The organism is Pseudomonas khorasanensis, from assembly GCF_014268505.2.
Taxonomy (GTDB): Bacteria; Pseudomonadota; Gammaproteobacteria; order Pseudomonadales; family Pseudomonadaceae; genus Aquipseudomonas; species Aquipseudomonas khorasanensis.
This window is the reverse complement of sequence record NZ_JABWQP020000001.1, coordinates 1243377-1257687: the sequence shown is the minus strand read 5'-3', so window position 1 is coordinate 1257687 and position 14311 is coordinate 1243377. Positions and strand designations below refer to the sequence as shown.

The window sequence follows — 14311 nt, the reverse complement described above, 5'->3', positions numbered from 1 at the left end:
CTCACGACTGCAGCACCCAACCCGCCCTAGAGGCGGGTTTTTACTTTCTGTCTCCGGGGTGCTTGAAAATGTCAGGAGACGACGATGCCGCACAGCCCCGACCAGCAAGCCCTGCTTGAACACTACGTAAAAAAGATCCTCGCGGCGCCGGTGTACGACATTGCGGTGCGCACGCCTTTGCAGGCTGCTCCGGCGTTGTCCGAAGCGTTGGGCAACCGGATCCTGCTCAAACGCGAAGACCTGCAACCGACGTTCTCCTTCAAAATCCGCGGCGCCTACAACAAGCTCGTGCAACTGAGTGACGAGCAAAAGCTTCGCGGAGTGATCACTGCATCAGCGGGTAATCACGCGCAAGGCGTAGCGCTCGCAGCTCGAGAGCTGGGCATCGCAGCGACTATCGTCATGCCTTCCACGACTCCTGAACTCAAAGTACTTGGGGTGCGAAGTCGCGGAGCTGAAGCGCTGCTGCATGGCGATAGTTTTCCGTTTGCCTTGGCCCGCGCGCTGGAATTGGCCGAACGGAGCGGCCGTACGTTCGTTTCACCCTTCGATGACCCTGACGTGATCGCCGGGCAGGGCACCGTGGCGATGGAAATTCTGCGCCAGCACCAGGGCGCGCTGGATGCGATTTTCATCCCGGTCGGAGGCGGCGGTTTGATTGCCGGCACCGCGGCTTACGTCAAATACTTGCGCCCGGAAGTGCGCATCATCGGTGTAGAGTCCGAGCACTCGGCCTGCCTGCAAGCGGCTTTGAACGCGGACGAGCGAGTGGTTCTACCCCGCGTCGGCACATTCGCCGACGGTGTAGCGGTGGCACAGATCGGTGAGTTCGGCTTCGAGGTCTGCCGCTTCTGCGTGGACGAGGTGATCACGGTCAGCAATGACGAACTCTGCGCCGCCATCAAGAACATCTACGACGACACCCGCTCGATCACCGAACCGTCCGGCGCTTTGGCCGTCGCGGGAATCAAACAGTACGTGGCACGCAGCGGCATTCGTGATCAGACGTTTGTCGCCATTGACTCAGGCGCCAATATCAACTTCGACAGCCTGCGCCACGTTGCCGAGCGCGCCGCTGCTTGCGGCGTGCCGGCGTGATGAACAGCAACGAGCGCAGGAAACTGCGCTCGTGAATGACCGCAACGGTTATTCCTGCAGGGCAGTGCCGACTTTGTCCGACGCCGACCAGATGCGATAACGCACTTCCACGTCCGAAGGCGCGTAAACCACCACCGGCAACTTGCTGTTATAGCGCAACATGAAGCCGTCACCGACGACCGGCACGAAGGCGCGTTTTTTCTGGCTACCTGGCGGACACGCCATCATCGTGCTCATCGGGCCGGAGACCTTTTCCAGGCGGTAGAACGGATAGCCCCAGCCTTGCAGATTCTTTTCATCGAGCACGCCGCCCAGGCGCTGACGGTTGCAATCCACTTCAAGAGTTTTGCCGGCGAGAATTTCTACTTTGAAGTCCTCCTCCTGATCTTGTTTAGGCAGATGAATGACTTGTCGAGTAAACCCTGTTTCGGCCTTGGGATACGGCGCGACGTCTTCGAGTTTGGCGGCGTGGGCGAGGGTGGACAGGCTGGCGATGAACAAGCCAGTGGTCGCGCAAATGCCTAAGGAATTCATGGAAGCCTCCGTGCGGGTTGAATTGCAATGGAGACATTGTTGCCGTCAAAGACTTCGAAAGCAAATTAGCCGGGAGATTGCAGATTGCAGGGGACGGATGGTCGGTTCATGCATTTTGCAAATAGCAGGATGCTGGCCACTATTCCAAGTGCTTGATTTTGAAGGGAGCAAAACCAACCGATCAAAGGCACGTTTTATGCGTTCTTTCAGTGCGGCGCACCGGGTTTGGGCGCCTACACTCCAATGGGCATTTCGCAGTACCACCACTTGCCGCACCAGGGAAACAGCGGGGGCACACCCGTGAAGGCGCAGCAAAGGGTCAGCGTGAATACTTGATTGGCAATCGCACAGAAAGGAGAGGGTTCGCCATGTTTTTATCTGCCTTGGAACTTCGCAACATCATCGAAAGCAGCTTCCTGCCGAAACGCTGCCAATGCACGCTGTCGCCGGACTTGTCGATGTCTGTGAAAGTGTTCGCCGACCATCGGACTGACCAGACCGAATTGTATGTCAGCGGCATCGACGCAAGCCGGCTCAACAGCTGCCGTGAAATAAACAATCTGGTCGCGGGCCTGCGTTCGGATCTGGCGCATCAGACCGCAACACATCAAAGCACCACACGCTCCCGAGCCGTTTAACCCACCGTTTCACTCAGTTCGACCGTCACGCGCCGGGCCTGCACAAAACCAAGGCCCAGCGCGAACTCGACGAGCACCGCGAGCAAGATTCCGGGGCCGGCATGGCCATTGAGCCATTCGCCAAAACCCAGCGCCGCCAAACCGAAACAGCCCACCATAAAGCCGTTGCTCAGTGCACCCCGTGACACTGATGGCGGAGCATTGCGCAACAGATAAAACATCATCCCCAACGCTGCAAACAACACCGCGATACGCCGCGCAACTATTCCTATTCCATCCGAATAGCCGATGCTCCAGAGGGTCAGCAACACATCTGGGAAAAACCCCCAGACCAGCGCCAGCAGAAAACACAACATGGAAGTGAAACTCGACAACGTACGAAACGACAACTGCATGGCCAGTCCTTGCGGCAGTTAGGGGAGGCTGCGAGCATACCCGCCGAAACCACCCAACGCCTATGGCCAACCGGAAAATCAGAAGTGTCTGTCAGTTCTGTTGACTGCAAGCGTCAGATAATTTCCTGTAACTGATCTGTGCGGGATTGCCGGTGTTGTCGATGTATTTCATGTCGGCGGTGATGACCTTGCATTCCAGGGTCGGCGGTTCGGTTAGCGAAAGCACCTTCGCGACGTGCAGCGGCATGCCGTATTGGTAGGGCACTGGGCTGGACGGGGCAGCGGTGTCATTGGCCTGGGCCAACCCCGCGATTGAGCCGCAGGCGAGGGTGGCGGTGAGCAGGAAGGGGCGAATGTTCATGAGAGGACTCCAGCGTTGCGGGTAGGCGCCCGGCACGAAGCCGGGCGAGCCTGCCGCACTGGGCGTCAGCGGGGGAGAGCTGAGGGTGTGCGGTGATATGGAGTCTCTGACTGTGGCGTTAAGGCTGAGTTAACCGATGTGAACATGAGCTGAGTTATTTACGGTTGCTTTTCCCTTGTCTCGGGCATTTGTCGTTTGCGATATGAATCATAAGGGTACAGGCTTTGACGTGCTCGAAAAAAATTAATGATAAGGCTGTACTGCTAAATTTCAGTACCCTAATTTATCTGGAAAAAACGAGAGCGGTGGGTGAGTGGCCTTCCACGTTTTTGCGAGTTCTTTTGCTTTTTCTAATTGCTCTTTTGACAGCTTTTTTTCTACTTCCGGCAATACGTCGTTAACGTTGTTTATTACGTTTCCACCACCATCAAGCTCCAGTAGATTCGACAATAGTGCGTATGACTTTACCGGGTCTGATTCGAATCCGTATTTTGGTTCAGCTTCGCCAATATATGACGCGTAACCAAAAACTGCAGATGCATAGCCTGAGGCTGCAGCTTTTTCATTCCATTTTCTAAATGATGACAAATCGGCCTTTTCAATCCTGGTAGCGGCAAATCCCATCATGGCTGGTGGATAACCATTCTCTGCAGCGGCTTTCATCCATTTTTCGATTTCATCTGATCTGCTAGAGGGTAGTAGGAACATGCCTCCCCCCTCTTGATACTTGGTCGCTAAACGAAATTGCGCTAACGCAAAACCTTTTTCTGCGGACTTTTCAAGCCATTCATCGTTTCCTGTTATCTCCCATAGTAGGTACATCGACTCAGCGTCACCATGAAATGCCTGATCTGTAGCAAGGTTTTTGGCTTTGTTCATCCAATCTTTAGGCGATTGCTCAGAGGAAGAACAATTGTTCATAGTTACGCACAAATCTTGGTCCGCGCCGCCGAGCCGAATCATAGAGTAAATATCGCCTTTTTTTGCTGACTCCTCGTAAGCCTTTTGCGCTTCTTGGGTCATATATCTGTTGTTTTTTCTTATTGATTCTCCTAGATAGTAAAGTGCTTCATTGTCACCACCCTTTGCAGCGATTTCTAAAAACTCGATTGCGGATATTGCTTTGTATTGATTGTAGAGCTCAATGCCTTTCTTCTTCGCTTCTTCTTGCTCTTTTGTTAGTGTTGCATTAGCGGTATTGCAGAGAAATATAAGGAGGACACAGAAGGTTGTAGCAAACAATTTTTTTAAGTTTATCAATTTGATTTTCCCGCTGGAGCTGAAAATTTCACAGAAGGCCTTGGTATGTAGCTGTTTTCATGCATAAAAATTTTGCAGGATCCATCAATCGGCCCACCTAATAGCGAAGCATTTTTCTTATATCGAGCCCTGGTAGTGTTTCCGAGTGCTTCAGTTACCGCAAGCACTGGTTCGCTCATGAAATTGTCCAACAAATAGCGGTTTTCACAGTATTTTTGACCGGTATCAACCGGTTCGACCCCGAATTTGTTCATGCATGCGCAGGCTAGCTCAAATTGTTTCTGAGCCTCCGGTAGGCTTCCTTTCTCTTGAGCGTTAGTAGTTATATGAGTAATTATCATCTCGATCGCTGTCTGTTGCGCTAAATATGCTGTATCTCTAGTATATTTTTTCTTGCCATCGTTTGAAGCGCTAATGCTAGTTTGTTTCGCTGTGGCTATGGCGAACTCCTCCGGATTAGACATCAGTGTCAACAAAATCGGGCCTAACGCGGCAGGGGTGGCCTCTACCACCCATTTTTTTAACTCGTCTGGGTTTTGGTATTCAATAATAGCATGAGCAATAGGGCCACCTTTTCCTCCGCTGGTCATCGCGTCATACAAGTCCATGACAACACTCCAACCCATCAGGTAAGACATTTCCACACTAAGCCCAGCAGCTCCTAATGCGTTCAGCGCCGATGCAAACTGTCCCGCTTCTGTCTCCATCCACTCCACTTTTCTGCCTTTGGCTCTGTGCAACTCCCTGCGATACAAGTTGACAAGGTCAACCACTGCCTCATAACCAACTTCGAACTTGAAGCTACCATTTGCACCTGGGCCAAGTACCACAGCCGCTTTCAAGTTCAAAATAAAACGCCCCTTATCGAGAGACACCTGCGCCGTTCCCTGAAAGCCCGCGCCAAACGCCACCCCAACTGAACCGCTCAACTTGGCCAGCGTCAACCATGGATTTGCATTTTTCGCATCTTTAGCGCTGCCAATCCCCGTTGAAGGTGCGGTGCGTAAGGCGGCGAGTTCTTTTGGCGGTGCCCAGTTCAATACGCCGGTAAGCTCAATGGCGGCTTGCAAACCCCCGAAGACATTGAAGCTGGCTTTTGCGCCGTTTTCGATTTGTACTTTGGCGAAACGTCCGCCGCGCAGTTGCTCTGTGCTTTTGGAGTCGGCGTAGGTGCCGGATTTCGACTTGTGTTCAAGATCAGGAGTAGGACTATCGTCACCGCTATCGGTTTTTGCTTGCTTGGCGGCTGCGTGATCGGCGCGTTCTTCTTTTGCAGAAGCGTCTTCACGTTGTGCGCGTTTTACCGGGCTCAGCGACGCTCCATATTTGACGTTGCCGAAGATAGGGCTCAGCTCAACGCTGCCAGCTAACAATAACGACGCTCCAGCGTAACCCCAGGCCTTTACACCAAAGTGAAAGGAGAAGCGGCCGAAACTCATTTGTCGCGGACTGCCGTCCAAGAGATAGTCAAGCATGATTTCTCGAGCGCTGGCTTTGGCAGGCATGTCCACTTTCATCAACTGAACTTCGCCGCGTGCCAAGTCCAGGCTCATTCCCATCTCGCCAGATACCTGGAATCCCTCGGCTGCGGACATCTTCGGGCCTTCAAGTTTCACTTCACCGTGAATGCTTGGCTGCGGAGGTGTCAGGCAGCGAACGAACTGCGCCTGAGGACTGGCATCGAAGAGTCTCACCTTACCGCGTACACTTTTCTGGAACACCAGTTGCTGAAGATGCTTGCCCCAATTGGTAAGAGCTGCCTCGTCCTCTAGTTCGGCGACCTCATAACCTTCCTTTTTCAAGTGAGCGTAAAAGTCTTTGGCTTTGAACCAGCCTTTTTCATCGAAACAGTCGCCGACCTGATCGCTGAACTTTACCGCGCCCTGAGCCAACAGCCATTGGCGGAACGAACTGAGCTCGCTGTTTTTATCAGAGCCTTCGGTGGCATCTGTCGGGGGACTCTTAAAGGCCTTGGGTACAGAACCAAGGACTTTTCTGCCATCCTCTTCGAGGATTTTTTTTGCGTCTTTCAGGTTCGACATACTGAACCAGCCCAAGGGAGTGCCCTTGGAGTCCGAAAGGCTGACTTCGCGCAAAGGAAAACCCGGTTTAACCATGCGGTCTACAGGCTTGGGCTGGAACGCTTCCGGCTCCCAGATCAGATAACGTGCAGGTTTCGTCGCGTTGACATTATTCTGAGCGGCTGTATGGAGGCCTTCTTTGATTTTCTGCAGTTGGTCCCACTTTTTACGCTCTGCATCCACCAAACCTGCAGGGGCCTGGGCATTCTGGCCGGTTGCTTCGATCCAGCGTTTGTACTTGTCCTGAAGCTGCGCAGTTACTTCCGATTGCTTTTTCTCTGTATCCAAATACAGCTTGAATTGTTCGATGCCAGAGGCAAGTCCGTCGTTTATCAGTGCAAACTCTGGAAGCGCGATTCCATAATCGGATGCTTTCATGATGGATTCGGTGTACGCATGATAATCCAGCGCATCGGCATTTTTGTATAGCGTGTAGGCGTATCCCACCAGATCGGCGGTGCAATCATTCATGCCGCTGCAGATGTTTTCGTAGCTTTTTTTCTTCTCTGCCAAGGCTTTGGCAACGTCTTCCAGCGATACCTGCTTGAAGTCTTTGTTGCCGAGGAATTTCTTGCGAGCCTCCAGATAAGCTTGCACGCGGGCGCGGGCTTCGATGGCTTCCTTGGAGTACAACGACCCACTTTCGTAGGTGTAGCCTTGCAGTTTAGCTGCCGCTACAGCCTCTTTTTTAAGCGCGTTGAACTCAGCCCGACGGTTGTGAAAGTCTACGTACTGCTGACGGATGCCCTCGCGGGCTTCCGTTTCGGCTGTCATTTGATCCATGCGCGATCGAGCAGTGTCCTCCTGAGGAAGGGAGGCAGGAGTAGCTACTGGACTTTTCTTATCGACTTCGTCTTGTCTTTGCTTAGCCGTCGCAGGATCAATATCGATTTCATCTCCCAGAGCTTCAAACTCTTCCATGCGTGCACGCTGCGCGCCCGTGAGGAAATTACTCAACTTGGGCTCAAGGAAGTATTCCAGCAAACCCGATTCCTGCAGCCCGTTGAGGCGTGCATCACGTGGTTTGCTCGGCTCAATCATTTTATCCAGGGCGAACATGGATTCTTTGATGGCGGACTTTGCCCTTTCGGGAAGCAGCCAGAACTCTTGCTCTTCGGTGGCATATATCGCGCTGGCAAATTTTTTCGAGCATGGAGGCGCGTGTGGCTTGAAGGTCTTTGGGCTCTGATCTGGGGTGTCTTTGACAGACTCCAGTTCAACCAAGCCCTCCGCAGAGCACTGAGTTGCTGCCTCAGGGGGCGTCTGCGCAGGCGGTTGAGCTGCGGCGGATGTCTGAGTGGCAGGCGCAGCAGGCGATTGAGCGGCTTTCGGAACGCTCAGGTTCCATCCGACTTTGACATTGTCCGTATTGGTGATGAAGGGGTTCATCTGACGAAGTTGCGCCACAGTGGTGTTGTAACTCGTAGCGATCTTGCCCAGAGTTTCGCCAGGCATCACGGCGTGATTTGTAATTTCCATGGTGATTCCGTTCTGTTGTCGCGTCGCCTTAATGTCTGGCGACGGCGGCTGATTCCAGGAGCCGATCTACTTTGATAAACGACTCGTCCTTTGATTGCAGGATCGCCATGATCCCAAGCTGTGTCTCGAACAGCGGACCGTTCACGACAGGGCCAAGCTTGAGCAGGTGATCGCCATCATAAATGTTGCTCTTGAGCAGCAAGTCGAGGTTGTCCGCAATGTCATTCAAGCGGTCATCGTCTGGCTCATTGAATGCTACGTATTCCTCATCGACCCAATACACCCAGCCCAGGCGCGCTTGTACTTTCGCAGCTGCCTCAGGCAGATTGAACGCCGCTCTATCACCTGACCATGTCGATTCACCGTTGGTCTTCCAGACCAGCCATCGACCACCTTCTTGACCGAAATGAATCGGCGCCGGGCTGTAGACCGCATCCCAGCAGCCTAGTAACTGATCGAATGCTTTATCGGCGGTGTACGCCAGCGCTGCCCACAGGCTCGGCTTGTGGAAGCTCAGCAGGCTTTGGCCACCTGAACCATCGTTTGCCTTAAGCAGCCAGCGCGCATGAGCCAAAGCTTTTTCAGGATCCCGGGTTGAGATTGCAATTCCCGAAAAGCGTTCCTCACATAGGTCCACAGCGACCTTTGCCACTTTGCCGCCCTTTGGGGCCACCAGCCACAATGGCTCGTCAGGAATGTCCGCTAGGTCTGTCCCAACAAACAGACCGTGGGCAACAACGGGTTCGCCTAGTCGATAAAGACGGCCCAAAGCGTCTGGTTGGAGCCCTTGGTCGATGATGAAACACAGCGATTCGCTGGTAACGGGCAAGTCCGAAAAATTATAACGAGGCTCCGAGAGGAGGTCGCTCAGCGCTTTTACATGCATGTGCAATCCTTACGGCTGCAAGCGCCGTTACTCTGTTTTCCACACAGCGGGGTGATACCTGACTCATTAAGGCGGGCAGGGAGCGGTGCTTTCCCCGCCTTATCCGCATCCACAACTTTCATCGGCCCTGGCAACAACGGCGCCGCCGGCGTGCCCACCCCGGGCGCACCGCCCGTATTGACCTTCACCTCAGCGCCGCTGATGGTCACGCCACCCGCATCGACCTTGACGAAGCTGCCACCAGCCTTGGCGGTCAACTCCATCGCGCCTTCGACCACGACTCTCTGGCCGGCGTAGTAATGGATTTCGTTCCCAGCCTCAACAAACTGCCCAGTCCCCACCTTCACATGCTGCGTCACACCCACCGTCAGGTGGTCATCGGCGCGCATTTCGCTGATCCGGTCCAGATGGGTAATGCGGTGTTCTTCGACCTTGAACTCGCTCAGCGTGTTGGCTTCAACGGTGTCGTGGCGTTCGTTGCCGACGCGGATTTTCTGGTCGTGTTCGATGTTTTCGTCCCAGTCGCGCTGGGCGTGGATGTAGATCTGTTCGGCGCCTTTTTTGTCTTCGATGCGAAATTCGTTGTAGCCCTTGCCGCCCGGGGAGCTGAGGGTTTTGAAGGTGCTGCGGGTCTTGTTGGCCGGCAGGTCGTAGGGGACGACGTTTTCCTTGTGGTACAGGCAGCCGGTGACGAGGGGCTGGTCGGGGTCGCCTTCGAGGAAGGTGACCAGCACTTCCATACCGATGCGCGGGATGGCGATGCCGCCGTAGGCGCTGCCTGCCCAGCCACTGGCGACGCGCATCCAGCAGGTGGTTTTGTCGTCGGACTGGCCGTCGCGGTCCCAGTGAAATTGCACTTTGATGCGGCCGTACTGATCGCAGTGGATTTCTTCGCCGGCAGGCCCGGTGACGACAGCGGTCTGGCTGCCGAGGACTTTCGGTTTCGGGTGTTCGAGGGCAGGGCGGTAGTGCGCGTCCCACGGGGTGGCGAGGAAGCTGTTGCGGTAGCCCTGATGGAAATCGCTTTTGTTGTCGGTGACGTCGCTGGTGACGTTTTCGCCGAGCACTTGCGGTTGTTTGCCTTCGTGGAAGACTTCCAGCAGCAGCCACAGGTCGTTCCACTCGGCACGCGGGTGTTCGGCGAGGGAGAGGAAATGGCCGCTGGTGAGGGTCGGCTCGTCGCCTTTGCCTTCGGCGAGTTTGTAGTCGCTGCGATGGCGTTCGAGGGCGCGGGTCGAGAGGAACTTGCCGCGCTCGCGAGTGGTGAAGCGGCCAGGGTAATCGTAGTCTTCCAGGTCCGGGGCGAACTCGGATTTGGCCGCGCCTTCGGGCAGCAGCTTGGGTTTTTCGAAATCGTAGTCGCGGCGGCTGACGCGGGTGGTGCGGGTTTCCAGGCGGAGGTTGAAGCGCTTGATCACCGGTTTCTCGGCGGCCATGCCGGAGTCCTGCTGGTAGCTGACCGGCTTCAGTTTGCGGAACACGGTCTGATCGTCGCCGAACACCAGTTTGTGGCCGCTGCCGCTGTGCTGGAAGTGGAAGTGAATGCCTTCCTCTTCGCACAGGCGCTGAATGAAATGCAGGTCGGACTCGTCGTACTGCACGCAGTATTCGCGTTCCGGGTACTCGGCGTTGAGCTGGAAGCTGTAGGCGTCAGAGAGGATGCCGCGATCTTCCAGCACCTGGGCGATGATCTTGGGCACCGTCAGTTGCTGGAAAATCTGTTGATCATGGTTGTGCCGCAGATAGGCCAGTTGCGGCACCAGGCTGATGCTGTACCGGGTCAGGGTTTTGCCGGAGTCGCCTTGCTCGATGCGGTAGACCTGGCCATGAATCTTGCCTTCGCCGGTGGCGCCGAAGGTCAGGCAGGCGCGCTTGTGCAGCAGTTCTTCAAGTTTCAGGTCGGGGCGGGCGCTGACCAGTTCGAGGTCAAAACGGAACGGTTCGTTGAGGGCTTCGCGACCGGTGAAGCTGAGGACTTGCAGGTCGGCGTTGGCGTCTTCGATCGTGAGGGTGATGTGGGTTGCATTGGCGTCCAGCATGCCTTGAATTCCGTCCGTTGAATAAGCAGGTGATGGATGTTGCAGGATTAGACGGCCTCATTCAAGGCGCAAATGCCGTAGGCGTGGGGGCTCAATGGCATCGGGAAAACCCTTAGGTATGCGGTTTCGCCCAGTAAATCTGGGCTTTTGCGCATTGATTCAAGGGCGAATGCCATGGATGTCGATGCGCCATTACCCTGAATTTAGCGCCTGATCGAGTGCCATCGCGAGCGGGCTCACGCCTACAGGGGGCTTCAGAGCAACGCAATCGTGCCCCGACATAGGAATGAACCGCTCGCGAGGAGGCGTTGGAGCCGGGCTACAACCAATGCCAGAACCGACTCCAGAACCCGCGATTCAACTCTTCCTTGCAGCCGGCATATTGCCGCGCATACAGGTCCGAGCGGTTCTGCACCTTGCGTGCCGTTGGCAGCAGCCACGCCTTGCTCGCATAGGTCTTGTTGCGAAAACCGCCCCAGCCTTCGTGGTAATTCAGGTATTGGTTGTAGGCATCGTATTTGTAGACGCCGTTGATCGAGGTGGTCTTGTCCATGTACCAGCCGATGAAGTCGATCGCGTCGTCGAAGTCTTCGCGGTCGGCCCAGTTGCGGCCGGTGCTTTTCTGGTAGTCGGACCAGACTTCGTCTTTGGCTTGCGCATAGCCGGAAGCCGTCGACACCCGGCCCCACGGAATCACCCATAACAGGTATTTGCGCGGCGTTTTGGCGTCGTAGCGGTAGCCGGATTCCTGATACATGATCGCGAAGGGCACCTGAATCGGCACCCCCCAGCGTTTTTGCGTGACTTGCGCGGCGTCGTACCAGTCGTCTTTTTCGCGAAAGATCTCGCAGATGTCTTCCGGTGAGCGGGGCGGCGAGGTGCCGCAACCGCTCAGCAGGGTCGCCAGGGTCAGTAGTGCGAGGGTGTGCCTGTGATTCAAAAGCCGTTTCCCGTCATGCGCAAAAAGGCCGACAGTCTACGCGCTCAAGTCAATTGATGACGATAGGGCAGATCCGGACCGGTCTTGCTGCAAGTCAGCGCAGCGGCCTGGATGGCGAATCTCAGCATGCGGTCGATCTGCTCGCGGGCGAGCTGCTGCACGCCTTCGACCGAGTCCAGCGAATGTTCGGTCAACCAGGTGATCAACGCCGCCTGGAAGGTATCGCCGGCACCGACGGTATCGGCGATCTTCACCGGGCTTGCCGGTGCCGACCATGAGCCATGGGCGCGACTGTACACCGTGGCGCCTTCACCGCCGCGCGTGAGGAACACCAGCTGACAGCGATGCTCGAGCCAGCCTTCGATGACGTTCTGCGGATCTTGCTCCGGGTAGAGCAGGCTCAAGTCTTCATCGCTGACCTTGATCAGGTCGGCCAGTTGCACCAGTGTCGTGATGCGTTCGCGCCACAGCTCGATGTTCGGCTCAGGGTTGAGGCGCACGTTGGGGTCGAGGCTGATCAGGCGCTTGCCGCTTTCACGCTGAACCAGCTTGAGCAGCGTGTCGCCGATCGGCTGAACCACCAGCGAAAACGAGCCGATGTGCAAGCCGCGTACCTCTGCGCCGAGCGTTGGCAGATGCGCCTCGCTCAGTTGTCGATCGGCACACCCTTCGCCGCGAAAGCTGTAGTGCGGCGAGCCATTGGCGCCGACTGCGACCATCGCCAGGGTGGTCGGGGCGGCGAAATCCACCAGATAGTCGGGGCACACGCCTTCGTCTTGCAGCACTTGCTGCAAACGTCGGCCGAGGTAATCGGTGGACAGGCCGCCCAACAAAGCCGAGTCCACGCCCAGACGGCGCAGACCCACAGCGACGTTGAACGGCGAGCCGCCGGCAACCGCTTTGAAATTCACTTTCGAGGCCAAACCACTGGCGTCGTTTTCGCTGAAGAAATCAAACAGGGCTTCGCCACACACCAGATACATGATTGTTTGCTCTTTATAGGGTTGCGACATGCTGTTGATAGCGTTCGTAGGCCTGCTGGAATGCCGCGACGTTGGCGGCAATCGGCAGGGTTTCGCTGTGGGTATCGAGTTTCACGCAGCGCCGACATAGATCAGCCAGGGAGACCTCGTCCCCGCTCGACAGCGACTCACACCAGGCTGCCTGAATCGCAGCACCCAATGCTGCGGCTTCACTTTGTTCTGTGCAGATGACCGGGGCGTCCATGATGTCGGCGACGATCTGCCGCCACACTGCGCTCTTCGAACCGCCGCCGATCAGGCAAATGCGCAGGCTTTGTAAACCATTCTGACGGAGCAAATCCAGCCCGTAGCGCAAACCGAAGGTGGTGCCTTCGACGGCGGCGCGGCAAAGATTGGCCTGGGTCAGGTTCTCCATCGTCAGCCCGTGCAGGCTGCCCGTGGCGTGGGGCAGGGCGGGGACGCGCTCGCCGTTGAGAAACGGCAGCATGCTCACGCCCTCGGCGCCGATGGGCGACTGTGCAACCAATGCGTTGAATGCTGTCAGGTCGAGCTTGAACAGTTCGCGAATCGCACCGGTGGCGTTGGTCAGGTTCATGGTGCAGATCAACGGCAGCCAGCCGCCGCTGGAAGAGCAGAACGTGGCGACCGACGCGTCCGCGCTGACGTTTGGCGCATCCGAATAGGCGTAGACCGTGCCGGAAGAACCCAGGCTCATGGTGATCGCGCCGGGCTGAATGTTGCCGGTGCCGATGGCACCCATCATATTGTCGCCGCCGCCGCTGGCGACCACAGCGTTGGGGTTGATGCCCAACTGTTCGGCAATCGCCGGCAGGATCGTACCTACCGCCGCGTGCGCGTCGATCAGCTCTGGCAGTGCGGCCTTCAGGCGCCCGCTGGGGTCAATGTCGCGCAGCATTTGCAAGTCCCACTGGCGCGTGCGCACGTTGAAATAGCCTGTGCCCGAGGCGTCACCGTATTCGCTGCAGGCGCGGCCGGTGAGCCAGAAATTCAGGTAGTCGTGGGGCAGCAGAATGCGCGCAATGCGCGAGAACACGTCGGGGTGTTGTTCTTTCGTCCAAAGCAATTTTGAAACGGTGTAGCCCGGCGCGATGACCACGCCAAGGCGCTCCAGCGAGCCTTCTTCACCGCCCAGATGCGCGAGTAATCGAGCGTTTTCAGCGGCGGTTTCGGTGTCGCACCACAGCTTGGCCGGGCGCAGGACTTCGCCTTCGTCGTCCAGCAGAACGAGGCCGTGTTGCTGGCCGGAGACGCCGATACCGAGGATCGACTGGCCGTCGACATTGGCTGCTTGCAAGGCCTGGTGGGTCGCGCTGACGAATGCGTCCAGCCATTGCTGAACGTCTTGTTCGCGACGGCCGTTGGCGCCGCTGATCATCGTGTGTGGCGCTGCGCCTTGACCGAGGACCTGGCCGCTGGCGGCATCGAGGATGATCGCTTTGGTGCCTTGGGTGCCGCAGTCGATACCCAGGAAGAGCTTTGTTGTTGTCATGAGGACTCCACGGCTGCTCGTTCCCATGCTCTGCGTGGGAACGCCTCAATGGACGCTCTGCGTCCGCTTTTGATGGGACGCGGAGCGTCCCGGGCTGCATTCCCACG

General features: G+C 56.4%; 11 protein-coding genes and 1 pseudogene. 2 read left to right on the top strand and 10 right to left on the bottom strand.

What is annotated here, in order from left to right:
- Positions 1-84: 84 nt before the first annotated feature.
- Positions 85-1074, top strand: a pseudogene (gene ilvA / locus HU727_RS05685) (threonine ammonia-lyase, biosynthetic); the annotation flags it as partial.
- 72 nt (positions 1075-1146) lie between these two features.
- Here the strand turns inward: ilvA and eco are convergent.
- The gene (gene eco, locus HU727_RS05680; protein ID WP_186528984.1) at positions 1147-1632 is read right to left on the bottom strand and encodes a serine protease inhibitor ecotin; all 486 of its coding nucleotides are present in this window, start codon (positions 1630-1632) and stop codon (positions 1147-1149) included.
- A gap of 368 nt (positions 1633-2000) precedes the next feature.
- Here eco and HU727_RS05675 point away from each other — a divergent pair, with 368 nt between their 5' ends.
- On the top strand, positions 2001-2270 hold the full coding sequence (locus HU727_RS05675; RefSeq protein ID WP_186528975.1) for a DUF1652 domain-containing protein: 270 nt from the start codon (positions 2001-2003) through the stop codon (positions 2268-2270).
- On the opposite strand, the gene HU727_RS05670 is transcribed toward HU727_RS05675, so the two are convergent.
- From HU727_RS05670 to xylB, 9 genes are all read right to left on the bottom strand, one after another.
- Positions 2267-2665 carry a hypothetical protein gene (locus tag HU727_RS05670; protein ID WP_186528973.1) on the bottom strand — a complete coding sequence of 133 codons (399 nt, stop codon included), beginning with the start codon at positions 2663-2665 and terminating at the stop codon, positions 2267-2269. The two genes, HU727_RS05675 and HU727_RS05670, sit on opposite strands and share 4 nt — an antisense overlap.
- A gap of 91 nt (positions 2666-2756) precedes the next feature.
- A complete protein-coding gene (locus tag HU727_RS05665) occupies positions 2757-3026 on the bottom strand; it encodes a DUF2790 domain-containing protein (RefSeq protein ID WP_186528971.1) in 270 nt (89 codons plus the stop codon).
- A 270-nt stretch (positions 3027-3296) separates the two neighbouring features.
- On the bottom strand, positions 3297-4286 hold the full coding sequence (locus tag HU727_RS05660; protein WP_225919776.1) for a tetratricopeptide repeat protein: 990 nt from the start codon (positions 4284-4286) through the stop codon (positions 3297-3299).
- Positions 4283-7846, bottom strand: coding sequence for a LysM peptidoglycan-binding domain-containing protein (locus HU727_RS05655; RefSeq protein WP_186528969.1), 3564 nt, complete (start codon positions 7844-7846; stop codon positions 4283-4285). The genes HU727_RS05660 and HU727_RS05655 overlap by 4 nt, the downstream gene beginning before the upstream one ends.
- A gap of 28 nt (positions 7847-7874) precedes the next feature.
- Positions 7875-8732 (bottom strand): DUF4123 domain-containing protein, encoded by an 858-nt coding sequence (locus HU727_RS05650; protein WP_186528962.1) that lies wholly within the window; start codon positions 8730-8732, stop codon positions 7875-7877.
- A complete protein-coding gene (locus tag HU727_RS05645) occupies positions 8723-10771 on the bottom strand; it encodes a type VI secretion system Vgr family protein (protein ID WP_186528960.1) in 2049 nt (682 codons plus the stop codon). The genes HU727_RS05650 and HU727_RS05645 overlap by 10 nt, the downstream gene beginning before the upstream one ends.
- Before the next feature lie 319 nt (positions 10772-11090).
- The gene (locus tag HU727_RS05640; RefSeq protein WP_186528958.1) at positions 11091-11711 is read right to left on the bottom strand and encodes a transglycosylase SLT domain-containing protein; all 621 of its coding nucleotides are present in this window, start codon (positions 11709-11711) and stop codon (positions 11091-11093) included.
- 44 nt (positions 11712-11755) lie between these two features.
- Entirely contained in the window at positions 11756-12694 is a 939-nt protein-coding gene (locus tag HU727_RS05635; protein WP_186528956.1) for a carbohydrate kinase family protein, read from the bottom strand.
- A 13-nt stretch (positions 12695-12707) separates the two neighbouring features.
- Entirely contained in the window at positions 12708-14204 is a 1497-nt protein-coding gene (gene xylB, locus HU727_RS05630; RefSeq protein WP_186528954.1) for a xylulokinase, read from the bottom strand.
- Between the last annotated feature and the right edge of the window lie 107 nt (positions 14205-14311).